This window comes from Candidatus Streptomyces philanthi, from assembly GCF_059553635.1.
The window spans coordinates 30,723-47,551 of sequence record NZ_JCANQV010000002.1 but is presented as its reverse complement, the minus strand read 5'-3'; the positions used below and the strand labels follow the sequence as shown (position 1 = coordinate 47,551).

The following is a 16,829-nucleotide window of genomic DNA, read 5'->3' as shown; positions in this document are numbered from 1 at the left end:
TACCGGGTCTCGGTTCCATGAACGGCAGAGCAGAAAGGCGCAACACCATGGCGCTTTACCACGAAATAATTGGACAGTCCTGGCATTCCGGGACCCGTGGCTGGGCATTTCACGACACCGCCCTCTACGCGATCGGCGTCGGCGCCGGCGCACAGGACCCCACCCGCGAGCTGGAGTTCACCACCGGCCACTGCGGCAACGCACCGGCCGCCGTGCTCCCGACCTTCGCGACCACCTTCGCCTCCCCGCAGGACCGGCCCGCCCTCGGCGACTTCGACGTCTCGCAACTGCTGCACACCGAGCAGTCGCTCACCCTGCACGGCCCGCTGCCCACCGAGGGCACGGCCACCACGACCTCCCGGCTCACCACACTCCTGGACCAAGGCCGCAACGCCCTCGCGGTCATCGACTCCTCCTGCACCGACACCCGCACCGGCCGGCCCCTCGCCGACCTGCGCACCGGACTGACCATCCGCCGCGAAGGCGGCTTCGGCGGCGACCGGGGCGAGCGGGAACCGTGGCAGCGCCCGCAGGGCGAGCCCGACCACACCATCGGCTACCGCACCGCCGCCAACCAGGCGCTCCTCTACCGGCTGAGCGGCGACCTCAACCCCCTGCACTGCGACCCCGCGATCGCCGCGCGCCTCGGCTTCGCCCGCCCGCTGCTGCACGGACTGTGCACCTTCGGATACGCCGGCAGGGCGCTGCTGCACTCCCTGTGCGAAGGAGACACCAGCAGGTTCGGGACCATGTCCGCCTCCTTCACCGCACCGGTACTGCCCGGCCAGGACCTCACCGTACGGATCTGGGACCGCGGACGATCGGCATTGTTCGACGTCCGCTCCCGCCACACGGTCGTGGTCGACCGCGGCAGGTTCTGGCGGCGGACGGCCACCACCGGCTGACCGGGCAGGCCGCCCGCTCACCCCGCCACCGGCCGCCGGCCCGCCTCGCCCAGGTGCGCGGCGTGCTCCGCGTACCACCGCACGGTGCTGTGCAGCCCCCGCCCCAGCGTGATGCGCGGCCGCCACCCCGTGGCACGCAGCCGCGAGACGTCCAGGAGCTTGCGCGGCGTCCCGTCCGGCCTGCTCGTGTCCCACACGATCCGGCCGGTGTAGCCGACCGCGTCGGCCACACGCCGCGCCAGGTCCGCGATGGTGAGGTCCTCACCGACCCCGACGTTGACCGGCGACGGATCGTCGTAGCACGCCAGCAGATGCACACACGCCGCCGCCAGGTCGTCGGCATGGATGAACTCCCGCCGGGGCGTGCCCGTACCCCAGACGACGACCTCCTCGGCACCACTGCCGCGCGCCTCGTGGAACCGCCGGATCAGCGCGGGCAGCACATGGGAGCGGGCCGGATGGAAGGTGTCCCCGGGGCCGTAGACGTTCGTCGGCATCGCGCAGATCCACCGGCGGCCGTACTGCCTGCGGTAGGACTGCACCGCGATCACCCCCGCGATCTTCGCGATGGCATAGGCATTGTTGGTCTCCTCCAACGGGCCGGTCAGCAGCGCCGATTCCGGGATCGGCTGCGGACTGTGCTTCGGATAGATGCACGAAGAACCCAGGAACAGCAGCCGGTCCACCCCCGCCGCGTGCGCGGCCGCGAACAGATTCGTCTGGATACGGAGGTTGTCGTCGAGGAACTCCACCGGCTGCGCGTCATTGGCCGCGATGCCGCCGACCCGCGCGGCCGCGTCGACGACCACGTCGGGCCGCACCGAGGAGACACAGGCCAGGGCCGCCCGCTCGTCGGTCAGGTCCACATCCGCGGAACCGATCCCGACGACCGAGGTGAAACCCTCGGCCCTCAGACGGCGGACCACCGCCGAACCCACGAGACCGGACGAGCCCGCGACCAGCACGGTCGCCGAACGCTCCAGGAAAGGGGGAAGGGGGGACATCGTTGCCTCTCATCCTCGGTCGCAGATCGGTTCCCCGCCCGGCCGCGGCACGCCTGGCCGGCCTTCGGGGGCGGGAAGGACAAGGCCCCGGCACTGCAGGGCCCCCAGCGCACGCAGCAGCGCGACCGGCTCCGGCGTCCCGCGGCGCCCGGAGGCGACCACCAGCGGATCGCTGACCCCCTCGGCCCGCAGCGTGTCCCGGGTCGGCCCAACCAGGACCGGATGCGGACCGATCTCCACGAACGCCCGCACACCCCGGCGGGCCAGCACCGCCACCGCCTCGGTGTACCGCACGGGCCGGCGCAGATTACGCGCCCAGTAGTCCCCGGTGGCCAGGCCCGCCGCGTCCGGCGCGGCATCGACCGTCGAGATCCACGTGATGCGCGGCGCCCGCGGAGCCAGACCGGACAGAGCAGCACGCATGCCGGGCAGCACACCGTCGACGAACGGACTGTGCGAGGCCGCGTCGATCCGGATCAGCCGGCACCGCACCCCCTCGGCCTCAAGCCGTGCCACCAGCGCCCGCGTCGCCCCGTCCTCCCCGGTGACCACCGTCTCCCGCGGCGCACTGTGCGCGGCGACGACCACCGTACCCGCAGCCTCCGCACAGCGCCGCCGCGCGGTGTGCCGGTCCAGACCGACCGTCGCCATCACACCGCCGCCCGCCGCCCGCGCGAGCAAAGCGGAGCGCACCGCGACCACCCGGGCCGCCTCGGCCAGCGTGAGCGCACCCGAGACGTGGGCCGCGGCGGCCTCGCCGAGACTGTGCCCCACGACGAACGACGGCCGCACCCCCTGCGACTCCAGCCAGCGCGCCAGGGCGACCTGCACGGCGAAGATGAGCGGCTGCGTCGTCTCGGGCCCGCCGCTGTCCCCCTCTCCCGCGGCCCGCAAAGGCCCGACCACCCCGCCGGGCAGCAGCGCGTCGAGCTCCCGCAGGACCCGCGCGGCGGCCGGCGCCGTATCGAGCAGGGCCCGCCCCATCCCCGGCCACTGGCTGCCGTGGCCCCCGAAACACCACGCGGCCGGTTCGGCGGCGCCGTCGGCCCGGCCCGACACCCACCGGGGACTGGGCACCCCGCCGGCGAACTCCGCCAGCCCCTCGGCCAGACCCGCCGCATCCGCGGCCGCGACGGCCAGACGTTCCGCGCCGGCCCCGGCCGGAAGCCGCGACGGCGCCACCGAATCAGGCCGGGCACCACGGGCCAGCAACTGCGCGGCCGATTCCGCCGCAGCCGTCAACTTCGCGTGATCATTGGCCGAAAACATCAAGAGGCAAGGTTGTGGGGGCGATACTGAACCGCTGATCGGCATAAGAACTTCCTGCTTTCCGGAAAACGGAACGGACAGGTAGTCGGCAGTTGTTACGATCTCCCGCGCCGGCCGCACCGGCCCGCCACCCGGAAATGACGACGAAGGAGTAGAAGAAGCATGCCGGAAACATCCTTTCAGGGCCAGGTCGTCGATACTGAACCGGCCCCTTGCGTATTTCTCGTCATCGGCATTCCGGGCTCCGGGAAAAGCTCGGTGTCGGCCGGGCTGGCCCGCCGGTTCCCCCTCGCCGCGCACATCGAGGGCGACCACCTCCAGGACCTCATCGTGTCGGGGAACCACCTGCCCAAGCCCGTGGAGGACCTCGAGGCCGACCGCCAGCTCCTGCTGCGCGCCCGCAACGGATCGCTGCTGGCACGCAGCTTCCACGCCGCCGGCGTCGTCCCCGTCCTCGACGACGTGGTCGTCAGGCGCGCACACCTGGAGTTCTACCGCGAGCACCTCAAGGACCTGCCACTGCGCCTGATCGTCCTGGCACCGTCGCCCGACGTCGTCTCCCGGCGGCTCGCCGCACGGGACAAGAGCCTCGCGGACGACTGGTCGTTCCTGGACGAGGCGATGCGCAGCGAACTCGGCGGCGAGGGGGAGTGGTTCGACACCTCCGGGATGACCCTGAAGGAAACCATCGACACCATCCTGGCGGCGAACTGATCCGCCTGGGCCGGCGGGCCCGGGTCCGGCACGGGCAGCGGCCCGCGCCGGACCCGCACGCTTTCAGGCGCCGTCGATACGGCGGACAGCGGCCAGCCAGGTACGCATGTGATGGGCGCTGCGGTGCAAGAAGGCCCGTGCCTCCGGCGACCACGCCCGGCCCGTGGCCCGCTCGGCGAAGTCCTGCAGGCCGTGGCTGAGCGAGGCGTAGGCCTCACGGTAGTCACTGCCCTCAAGGCGGAACTCCTGGAGCCACGCGAGGAGTTCGTCCATGAAACGGATCGCCGGCAGCTCGATGGCGAGGTCGTGGAGCAGGTCGTGCTCGTTGCGCTCGTGGTTGACCAGCGGCCCGCCGAACCGCACCGCGTGCCCCAGGTGCTTGGCGCACGCCGCGACGAAGTACCCGCTGAAGATGTCGCCGAAGCGCTCGACCGCGGCCCCGCCGATGGGCTGGCCCATGCGCAGGAAGTAGTACGCGGGCAGCGCGTCGCGGTGCACGGCGGTGTTCTGGGAGTTGACCGGGCACCACGTGTCCGCCGCCAGCACCGCGGCCTCACCGCCATGGGCGGTGACCCGCGGGCGGACCGCGAGCCGGGTCACCGCGTCCACATCGGGGTCGTCGAGCCACAACCCGGCGTTGACACGTACGTCGGCCAGCTCCTGCGCCCGGGTGATGTCGGCCTCCTCCTGCCGGGGGCCGTAGGGGAAACCCCGGGGGAAGACGCGGCAGGGGCTGACGTCCAGCAGGTCGCACGCATTGAACCAGCCGTTCGAGGCCGAGACGACACGGTGCCGGACGGGCCCCCGCAGCACGACCCGGTGCTCGTCGAGGAACGGGCGGGTCACCGGAAAGTTGTCGTCGTCCATGGAGACGGCGAAGGCACTGCCGTTCAGGTACGACAGCAGATAGCCGATGTTGCGGCGGTTGTCGGAGTCGTAGGGGACCAGACCGGGCACACCGAGCTTCGCCAGGAGCCGGTCTTGTTCCTCCACGTCGGGGGAGACGATCGCAGCCCCCCTGCCACGGGCCCGCTCACAGGCCTCGTAGAACGCCCGCGGCGTCTTCCTGTCAGGTATCACCACCAGCCGCGCGCCGTCCTCGGCCAGGGTGCCGGTGAAGTGTTCCAGGAACTCCCCGGAACCGATCGTTGTCATGACGATGTCGATCGTCTCAGGCATGTGGTCACTCCAAAGTGGGGATGTCCCGCCACTTCCGCAGCCGCGAGGACGCGGTGATGAGCGGGGCACTGATCCAGACGAGCATCACGACGGCCAACCCGAGCCGCGGACCGAACAGGGTCCCCAGGCCACCGCCCACCAGCCCACCGACGAAGAGCATGCCGCGGCTGACGAACCGGACGCAGGCGACCGTCCGTTGCAGGAGAGCGGGAGGCGTCAGCAACTGGACGAGCGTGGACTGCCCGACCGTGAAGACGACGTACCCGGCGTGGAACAGCAGGGCGCCGCACAGGAACAACAGCAGGCCGGGGCCCGGCCGGGTCAGCGGAAGGAGCAGACCCGCCGGCGCCAGCACGGCCGCCGGAATCCACACCGAGCGTGCCGTGCCCAGACGCCGGCTGACACGTCCGGCACCCAACGCCCCGACCATGCCGCCGAGGCCGACGGACCCGAGCAGCATGCCCAGGGTGCCGGGCGAGACCCCGACGTCGTTCGAGAGGAAGACGACGACCAGGGCCTCGTACGCGGCGAAACAGCAGTTCCCCACGGCCGAGCCCGCGATCGAGGCAAGGATGACACGCCGGCGGGTGACGAACCTGGCGGCCTCCGCGAGCTCGGCGAGCACGCCCCCGGAACGTTGTGCCGCGGCCGCCTCGGTACGGCCGCGCATGAGCAGGTTGCAGGACAACGACGCCAGGAAGCCCACCGTGTTGAGCAAAGGGGCGTGCTCGGCGCCGAGCACCTGCACGGTGAAACCCGCCAGCGTCGGCCCGAACGCCAACGACATCACCCGCGCCATCTGTAACCGGACGTTGCCTTGGACGAGTTTCTCCTTGGGCAGCAGCCGCGGCGGCATGGAAAGGTACACGATCTCGTAGAACACCGTCGCGCAGCTGACCAGGACGTTCGACAGGTACAGATGCCACAGGGCCAGATGCCCGGTCACCGCAAGGACCGGCACCATCGTCACGATCACCGCGCGACTGGCGTCGGCCAGCAGCAGCACCGTCCGCGGCGGCAACCGGGCACTGTAGACACCGGCCGGCAGGGTCACGATCAGCCACGGCAGATAACCCGCCGCGGTGATCAGAGCCACCTCGCCGACCGACGCCCCGAGACTGTGCGCGGCGAGCAGCGGAAAGGCGAGCACCGTCGACATCCCGCACAACTGGCTGATGCTGCTACCGGTCCACAACAGGCGGAAGTCCCGCGCGCGGACGGAATCGGGCGCCAGGCAGACGGGAGGGGACATGGCAGGCGCTCTCTTCCTCTTGGGTTCCTGTGCCGCATACGTTCTCACTGCGACAACGCATACGAGCATCTCACCGCGCAGACACGCCCATCACCACCGCACGTCCCCAACAGCACTTCCGGTACCGGAAGTTCGCGCACGCTACGGATGCCCGCCGGGTGCGGCGATGAACGCCTCGACCGCGTCGAAGGCCTCCGCGTCGCTGTACTGCTCGGGCGGCGACTTCATGAAGTACGACGACGGGGCGAGCAGCGGCCCGCCGATCCCGCGGTCGAGCGCGATCTTCGACGCCCGCACGGCGTCGATGATGACCCCCGCCGAGTTCGGCGAGTCCCACACCTCGAGCTTGTACTCCAGCGACAACGGGACATCACCGAACGCCCGCCCCTCAAGACGCACATAGGCCCACTTGCGGTCGTCGAGCCACGGCACATGGTCCGACGGCCCGATGTGCACCGAACCCCGGCCCATGGCATGGCCGATCTGCGACGTGACCGACTGCGTCTTCGACGTCTTCTTCGACTCCAGACGCTCACGTTCGAGCATGTTGAGGAAGTCCATGTTGCCACCGACGTTGAGCTGCATGGTGCGGTCGAGATGCACACCACGTTCCTCGAACAGACGCGCCAGCACCCGATGCGTGATCGTGGCGCCCACCTGCGACTTGATGTCATCACCGACGATCGGCACCCCCGCCTCGGTGAACTTCGCCGCCCACCACGGGTCCGAGGCGATGAACACCGGCAGCGCGTTGACGAAGGCCACCTTCGCGTCGATCGCACACCGCGCGTAGAACCGGTCCGCCTCCTCACTGCCGACCGGAAGGTAGGAGACCAGCACGTCGGCCCCGCTCTCGCGCAGCGCCGCGACGACATCGACCGGATCCGCAGCCGACTCGGTGACGGTCTGCCGGTAGTAGCGGCCCAGACCGTCCAAAGTGGGCCCCCGCAGGACCGTGACGCCCGTCGGCGGGACATCGCAGATCTTGATGGTGTTGTTCTCCGACCGGAAGACGGCCGAGGCCAGATCCTGTCCGACCTTCTTGGCGTCCACGTCGAACGCCGCGACGAACTCCAGGTCACGCACGTGATAATCACCGAACTCGACGTGCATCAACCCAGGTACACGAGACGAGGGGTCCGCCCCCGCGTAGTACCGCACTCCCTGCACGAGCGAGGAAGCACAGTTGCCGACACCCGCAACGGCCACACGGATCTTGCCCATGGTTGTCCCTTCGCAGAATCACAGCTCAACAGGTCCGCGCGCGGACCGGCAACGCCCGGCCCGCCCGCGCTCACAACGCCACCGGCACCGACCCCGACGCCGCCGACCGCTCGGCCGCAAGCGCACAGCGCAGCGCGTCGTAGGAGTCGCGCCAGGTACCCGCGGCCGGGTCGGCCGGCCCGCCGGCCGCCCTCGCCAAGAACGCCCGCACCTGCGCGCGGTAGGCGACCGCGAACCGGTCCCAGTACCCCCGGAAACGCGGCGCCGCCCGGCCCGCCCCCGGAGCCCTCGCACGGGACCAACCGTTCTCCCAGTTCCCCTGGTCACCGAGGACCTCGGCACGCACGTCGTACCCCAGGGGCTGCCACCGGCCCGCGGAGAGCACGCCCAGGGTGCCGTCGTCCAGACGGACCAGCGTCGCGACGGTGTCGAAGTCACCGATGTCCGCCAGCTCCGGGCACGACAGCGCCGCGCCGTCGGCCACGACCTGGACGACCTTGCGGCCGGTGAGCCACTGCACCATGTCGAAGTCGTGCAGCATGAGGTCGGTGAAGACCGAACCGCTCTGGCGCAGCCGCGCGATCGGGGGCGGCGAGACATCGTGCGAGACCAGCCGCAGCAGCTGCAGACGGCCCAGCCGCCCCGCCACCGTGCGGGCCCGCAGATCGGCGAACCCCGGGTCGAAGTGCCGCTGGAAACCCACCCACAGCGGAACACCGCGCCGCTCGGCCAGCGTGCCCAGCGCCTCGGTGCGCGGCAGGTCGATGGCGAGCGGCTTCTCGCACAGTGTCGGCACCCCCGCCTCCACCAGCGCCTCGACCAGTTCCGGGTGGGCCGTGGTGCCCGCCGTCACCAGCGCCGCGTCACAGCCGCGCGAGACCAGCTCCTCCACCGAGCCCGCGACACCCGCCGAGGCGGCTTCCCGGGCCAGCTTCTCGGCACGGGCACGGTCCGCGTCCACACAGACCAGCCGGTGCGGCCCGAGCGCGTCCAGGTGGTGGGCGTACATCGCACCGATCTGCCCGCAGCCCACGATGCCGACGCTCAGCGGCGCGGTCACGGCCGCACCCCCCCGGCCACCGCGGCGGCACCATGGCTCAGGCCCACCAGGTCCGCCGACCTGCGGCACTCGCGCAGGCGCTGCCCCCACAGCGCGGCCCGTTCGGTGAACCGGCCGTCGCCCAGGACCTCGGTGATGGCCTGCCGGATGTCACCGACGCGCACGCACGGCTGGTCGGACGGGCCCGAGTACCGGTCCCGGAACACCAGCCGCCCACGCGCGGTGGTCTCACTGCTCCGCAGCAGCACCCCGGACCCGGTACCCTCCACCAGCTGCCTGCCGTTCATCTCCTGCTCCGACATGAACGGCATGACGACCGACGGTTTGCCGTGCGACAACGTGGCCAGCACCGAGGCCGAACCACCGTGGCTGACGACCACGTCGGCCCAGGCCAGCGGCGCGTCCAGACCGGTGAAGCCGGCCATCACGACGTTGTCCGGCACGTTCACAGCACCCTCGAACGCGAAGCCGCCGGAAACGTACACCGACCACGGCCTGCCCGCGCAGGCATCCAGGATGTTCTGCATGGCCCCACGGCCCACGGTGCCGCCGCTGCCGATGGTCACGTACACCCGCGGGCCACCGGCCGGCAGACCGGGGGAGGCATCGGCGGCCCCCACCGGATTCCAGTACATCGGCCCGACATAGTGCAGCCGGCCCCGGTGCGGCGGCCCTTCGAGCGGTTCGAGGCCCGGCAGGCTCGACACCAGCGTGACATCGCCCCACAACAGGTGCTCGGCCCGGGCCACCGGGCCCAGCCCCAGCTCCCGCGAGACCTCGTCCCACACCGGCAGGCTCGACGGATGCGGCAGCAGATCACGCGGCGCCACCGTCGACCACGGCATCCACCCGTTGGCCCGCGGGGTGACGAAGTCCGCATCGGCGAGAGAGACCACAGGGATGCCCCTGGCCCGCGCGGCGAGGGCCGCCGTCGGGCACATGTCGATGACGACCAGCGTGGGCCGGTAGCTCTCCATCAAACGGGCATCCGCCGCGATCCGCTGCCGCACCCGGTCGATCCGGTGGTACGTCGCCGCGACCGCGAACACACGCTCCACATCGGCGAACGGCAGATACGGCGGCATCGGATGCCGCTCGGGCGGACGCGGCGCCCCCGCCTGCGACGCGAGGACCGCGAACCCCGCCTCGCGCACCATGGCATTGATACCGCAGTCCGCGAACGCCACCTCGTCACCCGCCCCGGCCAGCGCCGCGGCCAGAACCAGACAACGCCCGGTGTACGCGGCACCCCCGCCCCAGCCCCAGGGAAAGAACAACACTCGTTCGCTCACACGTCCTCCTGCTCGTTGTCCGTCCTCGCCCTCAGGCCGTCATCCCGCCGTCCACCGCGATCACCTGACCGGAGACGTAGGACGCGGAAGGGGAACACAAGAACGCCACGACCGAGGCGATCTCCTCCGGGCGGGCCGCCCGCCCAAGAGGCGTCCGCCCCACCACCTCCTGCCGCACCCCGGTACGCAAACCGTCGTGAGCGGGCGTGCCGGCGACCAGACCGGGCGCCACGCAGTTGCACGTGATCCCGTAGCGCCCGTACTCCCTCGCCGTCGTCCGCATCAGCCCGTGCAGGCCGGACTTGGAAGCCGCGTAGGCCGCCTGGCCCGGTTGCCCGCGCAGCCCCGCCACCGACGACACCAGGACCACACGCCCGCCCGCGTTCCGAGTCATCGCCCTCACCCCGGCCTGCAAACAGCGGAACGCCCCGCCCAGATTGACGGCGACCTGCTCGCCCCACTCCTCCTCGGACACCGCCAGCAGCAGCCGGTCGCGGTGCACCCCGGCATTGACCACGAGCGTGTCCAGACGACCGAACTCCTCCACGACCCGCTCCACGACCCGCTGACCGCTGCCAGGACGCGACAGGTCCGCCGCCACCGCCAGCGCGCCCGCGCCCGCCGCCCGCAACTCGCCGACCACCGCCGCCGCGGCCTCCTCGTTACGGTGCGCGTGCACCGCCACCGCCTGGCCCTGCCGGGCCAGTTCGCGCGCGACGGCCCGGCCCAGAGGACCTGAGCCCCCGGTCACCAAAGCGGCCCGCCCGCTCATGCCGACGCTTCCCCGGACAGCGGGAAGCAGATGTTCTCGATGTGCGCGAACCGCCCGCGCAGCCGGGCACGGGCCCCGGGATCGGCCCGCCCCTCCCGCCCGCCGGCGGCGCACAGCGCCTCCCGCAGCCGCTCCAGCGAGGCCCGCAGCGGCCGGGCCAGTTCCATGGCACGGCGGTACGCCGCGAGCGGATCGGGCTGCTCATGTGCCGCGATCAAAGCCAGACCCAGCCGCTTGGCGCACACCCGGGCACCCAGCGCCGCGGTCCGCACCGCCGCCATACCGGGCGGCAGGACGGCAGGCCCGTCCGGCCCGGCCAGCGCGTTCGCGTACAGGAACAGCAGCGGCTGGACGTCGCCGAGGACCAGCACGTGCAGCGCCCGGGCCGTCACCAGGCCCAGTCCGCACTCCGTGAGTTCGTCCAGGAGCTCACCAAGAGCACCGACACCCGCCGAGAACAGCGCGGTATCGCGCTGCAACCGCCCGGCGAAGTACTCCTCGGGACCGGACGTGTCGGGCGGGCCGGTCACCGTGACCGTGCCCACCCACGTGAACAGCGCCCGCATCCGCGGCGTCAGGGCCCACTGGAGCCGGAAGTCGTCGTCCGGGGCGGCATCGGTGTTCAAGACAGTCAGGACACCGTCATGAGGCGACCAGTGCGTCGCGAGAACCGCGTGATCGTGGAAGTGGAAGCGGCCCTCGTACACGTCGCCGGGAAGATGGAACCGGTCCGGCAGCACCATCACCGGCTCGCCCGCGGCGACGCGTTCCAGGACGAACGGCACGTTGCGGCTGCCGTCGTCGAACTCGGTGCGGTAGTCCACCCGGCAGCCGTCGAAGTCCTTGGCCAGGTCCCGGCCCACCGGGTCCAGCGGGCCGTTGAGCGCCCGCGCCACCGCGAGCGGTTCCAGACCCCGGAACCGCAGGACGGCCTCGACGCAGCGCAGCACGCAGTTCAGGCCGTCCAGCGCCCGGTCCCGCCACCCCAGCGCCCCCTGCTGGTCGAACCGCGGGGCCGCCGCGCCCGTCACCGCAGCTCTCCGCCCGCGGCCCGCGCACGGGCGGTCAGGCTGTCGGCCAGATGCCCCAGACTCTTGAAGACCGTCCAGTCGGTCTCCTCCTCGTCGTAGGGCACCCCCCACCGCTCCTCGAAACGCGAGAGCACCACGATCAGGTCCAGCGAGTCCATGCCTATCTCGTCGAGCGTGGTGTTCTCGTCCAACTGGTCGGGCAGATGGGGCCGCTCGGCGAGCACGCTCGTGATGAGCTCCAGCACACGCTCACGGTCGCTGCGCGGCGCATTCGTAGCTTCGGTCACTGTTCTTCCCTTCTCCGTTGCCTGTCGCTCTGTCGCCTTACCGAAGGCCGGTGACGTGCCGGCCGGCACTCCCGGCCGTCAGCCGCCGGTCTCCCTCAGCAGCCCCCTGCGGATCTTTCCGCTGCCCGTACGAGGCAGCTCGTCGACCCGACGGATCACCGAAGGCACTTTCACCGCCATGAGCAGCTCGCTGGCCCGGCGCCGCAGCGCGGCCGCGTCGAACTCGTCGGCACCGGCCTCGACGAAGGCCCACACCTGGCTCTCTCCCGAGGGCCCCGGCCGCCCCACCACCGCGCAGTCGTTCACCCACGGCACCGCCCGCAACACGGCCTCCACCTCCGCCGGAGAAACCTTGTTCCCGCCGATGTTGATGAGCAGGTCACTACGACCGGTCAGCCGCAGCCCACCGTCGCCGAGCACCCCGAGGTCACCGGTGGCCACCCACCCCTCGGCATCCGCGAGCGGCACGGCACACCCCGCCTCCATCCGGACCGGGAACAGACCCGGAAACCGGGCCACCACCGGACCGGGCTCACCGCTGCCCGCCCTCAGACCGACCCCGGGCAGCGGACGCCCGCCCCCACCCCCGGCGGGCGCAAGCGTCAGCTGACCGAGCTCGGAGTTGCCGTAATGGTCGTGCACGGCGACACCCGCGTCGTGCCAGGCCGCCACCGCACGGGAAGGAAGGACATCACCCGCACTCACACACCGGCTCCAGGTACACGTACGCGGCACCCCGCTGCGACCCCACCACTCCAGCACCACCGGCACGCTCTGCAGGACGGTGGGCCGGTGCCGCTCGGCCAAAAGCGCGGCCTGCGCGGGCGTCAGCGCCCCGGACGGTACCAGCTGGCACGCCCCCACCGACAGGACGGCCAGCGTGCCCGCCTCGATCGCGTAACTGTGGCCGAGAGGACTGGTGGTCAGCACCACATCGCCGGCATCGAGGCCGAAACCCCGGGCGAAAGCCGCCGAGTTGCGCCAGGTCCCCGACCACTCCCGGCAGACCACCTTCGGCCGGCCGCTGGTTCCCGAGCTCGTCACCGCGAACGCCGGCCCCCCCGTGCCGCCGCGCCCCGCCGGACCGAGCCGGGCCACCACGCCGTCGGCGATGGCCACCCCGGCACCGAAGTCGGCCAGCGCGGCCGAACGTTCCGCCGCCCCGGCACGCTCCTGCAACACCAGCACGGCGGCGTGCAAGGACATCGCCGCGGCGAAGTCGACCACCGAGTCGATCAAGGACGACAGGACGACACCGACCCGGGTGCCCGGCCCGATGCCCGCGTCCTTCAACTCCCGCATCCGCCGCGTGACGTCGTGCTCCAGCGCGGCATAGGTCACCGACCGGCGCCGGTCCACCAGCGCGACGCGCCCGCCGCGGCCGGCACGGCGGTGACCGGCCAGCACATCCACCAGGGTGTCGTCCACGATCAGCCTCCCCAGCGGGCCGTGACACGGTAGCCGTGCCGGCCACCCGCCGCGGTCACCGTGACCGCCCCCGCCGCACCGTCGCCGCACAGCAGCGCGGCCAGCGGGGCGGTCGCGCGCACATCACCCGGACGCGCCGCCGCCGCAGGACACGTCTCGACGGCGCCCAGCCGCGCCAGCACCCGGGCACCACGCCGCCGCGCCCGCGCGGCCGTCTCCAGCACCACGAACACCGCCGACCCCGGCAGCGGGTCACTGCCGCAGGCCCCGGCGGCGGCCGGACTGAGCAACTCGTACGCACCGCACAGCACCGGCGTGTCCGGCACGAGCCGCAGCCTGCGCTGCCCGACCGCCAGGGCCTGCAGACCCGCACCCGCGCCCAGCAACGTGGCGCAGAAGCCACCCAACCGGTGACGCAGGCAGATCAAGGACGTCACACCGTGCGGGTTGAAGTACAAGAAGGACTCCGGCGCCAGCGAAGCACGCGCACCCGCATCCAGACGCTCCCGGATGCTCTCCGCCACGTGCCCCGAGCCGTACAGCGAGCCGACGACGCAAGCGGCCTCACCGGGCTCCTGCTCACCCGCTCCGGCAAGCGCCCGGCCCGCCACCTCGGCGATACGCTCCGGCAGTTCCTGCGTCCACCTGTTCACCTCCCGCCAACCGTCGGCGCCCCGCGCGCCGGCGCGCCACAGGCATTCGGTGTCCACCTGGCCCGAGGCAGCGGAAGTGATCACAAAGGAGTCGTCCATCAGGCCCTCCGGAAGACGAGCGCGGTGTTCATACCGCCCAGGCCACAGGAGACACTGAGCGCCGTGCGCAGCCCCGGCACGCGCCGCGGGCCGTCGTCGAGGACCAGGTCGAGGTCCGCGAACGCCGGATCCACCGGCACGGCACCCCACGTCGGGGTGACCGCGCCGTGCGCCAGGGACAGGACGCAGGCCAGCGCCTCGACGGCACCCGCACCACCTTGCATGTGCCACAGCACGCCCTTGACGCTGTTGACCGGTATCGAAGCCAGACGCGGCCCGAACACCTCCCGCAGCGCCGCGACTTCCGCGTCATCGCCACGGCGGGTTCCCGGGCCGTGGGTGCTGATGAAATCGACGTCCCGCGGTTCGAGAGCCGCGTCGGCCAGGGCGAGCCGGACGGCCCTCTCGATGCCGTCGGCCCCCGGCGCGACGAGGTGGCCGGTGGCATTGGTCAACCCGCACCCGGCCAGCACGGCCAGCGGTTCGCGGGAGCCGGACACGGCACCGCCGAGCGGCGCGAGCCGCAACACCGCCGCGCCCTCGGACAGGCCGATGCCCCGCCGCCGGGTACTGAACGGCCTGCAGCCCTCCGGGCCCAGCGTGCGCAGCGAGTTCAGACCGAGGAAGGCCATGTCGGTCACGGCGTCGGCGCCGCCGGCCACGGCCGCCGGGACGTCACCGACGGCCACCAGGTCACGGGCCACCGCGAGGGCCGAGGCACCCGACGCGGAGGCGGTGACGACGGTGACGGCCTCGCCCCCCAGACCGGTCCGCCCGGCACAGGCCGCGGCCAGGTCACCGGCCAGATTCCCCGGCCTGGCGGGAACCACACCGGGATCGGTGGTCCCCAGGACGAGCGCGGTGTGCTCACGCCCGGCGTCGTCGACACCGTCCAACGCCTCCAGCACCGCCGACTCCGCGAGATCCAGGGTGCGCCACGCGCCGCCAGCACTGCCGTGGCAGGGCACCTGGCCTGCCGCGCCGAGGGTGGCGCCGGCCACATCGAACGCCGTGACGGGCGGACGGTGCGCCTGCCCGGTGGCCAGCGCCTCCCACAGCGCGGACACGCCCACACCACCCGGGCTGCACACGCCCGCCGCGGTGACGGCGACCTCACCTCTCGCCGTGCTCATGGCCTCTCACCCCCGTTGAGGGCCGCGGCGAGCGAGTCGATGCTCGCCGATTCCAGTACAGCGCTGTCCGGCAGCATCACACCCAGCTCCCCTTCCAGCTCCCCGACCACCGTGATCAGCAGCACCGAGTCGACCCCGGCCAGGGTCAGCGGCTCGGTGTCGGCCAGCCACGGCAGCCCCCCTTCTTCCCCCAACCGGTGCGCGAGCTTGGCCCGCACCCGCGCCAGCATCCCCTCATGGGTGTCCACCGCCACGTCACGCCACCTTTGCCACGGCCCCGAACGCCTCGTCGCAGGCGGCCAGCGTCCGGTCGAGGTCGGTGTCGGTGGTGGCGGCACAGATGAACCAGTGATGGGTGGGATGCAGCAGCACACCCCGCCGGGTGGTCTCCCGGAAGAACGTGTCCTGCAACAGCCGCGCGCGGCCCGGTTCGTCAGGAGTGAAGGACAAGAACGGCATCTGCGGCACCCCCCGTACCTCGGCCGGGACGCCGTGGCGCCGCACGAGCGCGTTCAGGCCGCCCTGCAGCCGCTCACCGAGCGTGCGAACCCGTTCGAGCAGGGCCCCGTCGGCCAGTTTGTCGATCGTCGCCACCGCCGCGGCCATCGCCACGGTGTTGGAATAGAACGTGGACGAGATGTGCGTCCTGCCGACCATGGCCATCACATCGGCCCGGCCGGTGAGCGCCGAGACCGCCCAGCCGTTCGCCATCGCCTTGCTGAACGTCGCCAGGTCGGCCCGCACACCGAACAGCTCCTGCGCCCCGCCCAGCGCCACCCGGAAACCCGAGCGCATCTCGTCGAAGACCACCAACGCCCCGTGCTCGTGGGCCAGATCGACCGCGCCCTGGAGGAAGCCGGGCTCGGGACGGTCGAGCTCGAACGGCATCAGGAGCAGACAGGCCACCTGCCCGGCATGACGGCGGAAGACCTCACGCAGGCTGTCGAGGTCGTTGTACCGGAACGTCGCCACCTGCGACCGCACGGCCCCGGGGATCCCGCCGGGACGCTGCGCGGCCCAGTCGTGCCACCCGTTGTAGCCCCAGCGCACGACCCGGTCGCGACCCGTGTACGCGCGGGCCAGACGCACCGCGGCACTGGTCGCGTCCGAGCCGGTCTTGAGCAGGAACACCCGCTCCGCCCCCGGGATGATCCCCATCAGCCGTTCGGCGAGCTCGATGTGCGTCCGCTTGCGGAGCGTGATGGAAAAACCCTCGTCGATCTCCCGCTTCGCGGCCTCGGTGACCTCCGGGTCCACATGGCCGAGGATGATCGTGCCGTAGGCCAGGATGTAGTCGAGGTACTCATTGCCGTCGGCGTCCCAGACCCGGGCGCCCCGGGCCCGCTCGCCGTAGACGGGGTAGGCCCCGTCCACCAGGCGGTCCCGTTCGATGACGTAGTCCTTCTCGGACAGCGTCGCGTCCACGAGCCGGCCACGGGCGAGCAGTTTCATCGAATTGTCGAGCCGGAGCTCTGCGGTCACATCGGTCACGGCCTGGTCTCCTCTGTAGCGTGTCGTCCTCGGTTT

17 protein-coding genes are annotated in these 16,829 nt (G+C 71.9%); 2 read left to right on the top strand and 15 right to left on the bottom strand.

Annotated elements, in window-relative coordinates:
• Positions 1–47 precede the first annotated feature (47 nt).
• Entirely contained in the window at positions 48–905 is an 858-nt protein-coding gene (locus tag AC51EU_RS00810; RefSeq protein WP_496264609.1) for a MaoC/PaaZ C-terminal domain-containing protein, read from the top strand.
• A 17-nt stretch (positions 906–922) separates the two neighbouring features.
• Here the strand turns inward: AC51EU_RS00810 and AC51EU_RS00805 are convergent, their stop codons facing one another.
• Both AC51EU_RS00805 and AC51EU_RS00800 read right to left on the bottom strand, forming a co-directional pair.
• On the bottom strand, positions 923–1,909 hold the full coding sequence (locus AC51EU_RS00805) for a GDP-L-fucose synthase family protein (protein ID WP_496264608.1): 987 nt from the start codon (positions 1,907–1,909) through the stop codon (positions 923–925).
• 9 nt (positions 1,910–1,918) lie between these two features.
• Positions 1,919–3,223 carry an acyltransferase domain-containing protein gene (locus AC51EU_RS00800; protein WP_496264607.1) on the bottom strand — a complete coding sequence of 435 codons (1,305 nt, stop codon included), beginning with the start codon at positions 3,221–3,223 and terminating at the stop codon, positions 1,919–1,921.
• A 117-nt stretch (positions 3,224–3,340) separates the two neighbouring features.
• Between AC51EU_RS00800 and AC51EU_RS00795 the strand changes: the two genes are divergently transcribed.
• A complete protein-coding gene (locus tag AC51EU_RS00795; RefSeq protein WP_496264606.1) occupies positions 3,341–3,892 on the top strand; it encodes an AAA family ATPase in 552 nt (183 codons plus the stop codon).
• 63 nt (positions 3,893–3,955) lie between these two features.
• Here AC51EU_RS00795 and AC51EU_RS00790 read toward each other — a convergent pair whose 3' ends face one another.
• From AC51EU_RS00790 to AC51EU_RS00730, 13 genes are all read right to left on the bottom strand, one after another.
• The gene (locus AC51EU_RS00790) at positions 3,956–5,071 is read right to left on the bottom strand and encodes a hypothetical protein (protein WP_496264605.1); all 1,116 of its coding nucleotides are present in this window, start codon (positions 5,069–5,071) and stop codon (positions 3,956–3,958) included.
• A gap of 4 nt (positions 5,072–5,075) precedes the next feature.
• Positions 5,076–6,323, bottom strand: coding sequence for an MFS transporter (locus tag AC51EU_RS00785; protein ID WP_496264604.1), 1,248 nt, complete (start codon positions 6,321–6,323; stop codon positions 5,076–5,078).
• A gap of 141 nt (positions 6,324–6,464) precedes the next feature.
• Positions 6,465–7,547: an inositol-3-phosphate synthase gene (locus AC51EU_RS00780; protein WP_496264603.1), complete on the bottom strand. Its 1,083-nt coding sequence runs from the start codon at positions 7,545–7,547 to the stop codon at positions 6,465–6,467.
• A 70-nt stretch (positions 7,548–7,617) separates the two neighbouring features.
• Positions 7,618–8,595: a Myo-inositol dehydrogenase Hyg17 gene (gene hyg17, locus AC51EU_RS00775; protein WP_496264645.1), complete on the bottom strand. Its 978-nt coding sequence runs from the start codon at positions 8,593–8,595 to the stop codon at positions 7,618–7,620.
• A gap of 8 nt (positions 8,596–8,603) precedes the next feature.
• Positions 8,604–9,899, bottom strand: a complete 1,296-nt coding sequence (locus AC51EU_RS00770; protein ID WP_496264602.1) for a glycosyltransferase — start codon at positions 9,897–9,899, stop codon at positions 8,604–8,606.
• Between the two features lie 31 nt (positions 9,900–9,930).
• The gene (fabG, locus tag AC51EU_RS00765) at positions 9,931–10,671 is read right to left on the bottom strand and encodes a 3-oxoacyl-ACP reductase FabG (protein ID WP_496264601.1); all 741 of its coding nucleotides are present in this window, start codon (positions 10,669–10,671) and stop codon (positions 9,931–9,933) included.
• A complete protein-coding gene (locus AC51EU_RS00760) occupies positions 10,668–11,702 on the bottom strand; it encodes a cysteine peptidase family C39 domain-containing protein (protein WP_496264600.1) in 1,035 nt (344 codons plus the stop codon). Before AC51EU_RS00760 ends, fabG begins: the two co-directional genes overlap by 4 nt.
• Positions 11,699–11,947, bottom strand: coding sequence for an acyl carrier protein (locus AC51EU_RS00755; RefSeq protein ID WP_496264599.1), 249 nt, complete (start codon positions 11,945–11,947; stop codon positions 11,699–11,701). Before AC51EU_RS00755 ends, AC51EU_RS00760 begins: the two co-directional genes overlap by 4 nt.
• 120 nt (positions 11,948–12,067) lie before the next feature.
• Positions 12,068–13,417, bottom strand: coding sequence for a class I adenylate-forming enzyme family protein (locus AC51EU_RS00750; protein WP_496264598.1), 1,350 nt, complete (start codon positions 13,415–13,417; stop codon positions 12,068–12,070).
• A gap of 2 nt (positions 13,418–13,419) precedes the next feature.
• Positions 13,420–14,169 carry a 3-oxoacyl-ACP synthase gene (locus AC51EU_RS00745; RefSeq protein WP_496264597.1) on the bottom strand — a complete coding sequence of 250 codons (750 nt, stop codon included), beginning with the start codon at positions 14,167–14,169 and terminating at the stop codon, positions 13,420–13,422.
• Positions 14,169–15,302 carry a beta-ketoacyl synthase N-terminal-like domain-containing protein gene (locus AC51EU_RS00740; RefSeq protein WP_496264596.1) on the bottom strand — a complete coding sequence of 378 codons (1,134 nt, stop codon included), beginning with the start codon at positions 15,300–15,302 and terminating at the stop codon, positions 14,169–14,171. Before AC51EU_RS00740 ends, AC51EU_RS00745 begins: the two co-directional genes overlap by 1 nt.
• Positions 15,299–15,556 (bottom strand): acyl carrier protein, encoded by a 258-nt coding sequence (locus AC51EU_RS00735; protein WP_496264595.1) that lies wholly within the window; start codon positions 15,554–15,556, stop codon positions 15,299–15,301. The genes AC51EU_RS00740 and AC51EU_RS00735 overlap by 4 nt, the downstream gene beginning before the upstream one ends.
• 1 nt (position 15,557) lies before the next feature.
• The gene (locus AC51EU_RS00730) at positions 15,558–16,793 is read right to left on the bottom strand and encodes an aspartate aminotransferase family protein (RefSeq protein WP_496264594.1); all 1,236 of its coding nucleotides are present in this window, start codon (positions 16,791–16,793) and stop codon (positions 15,558–15,560) included.
• Positions 16,794–16,829 lie beyond the last annotated feature (36 nt).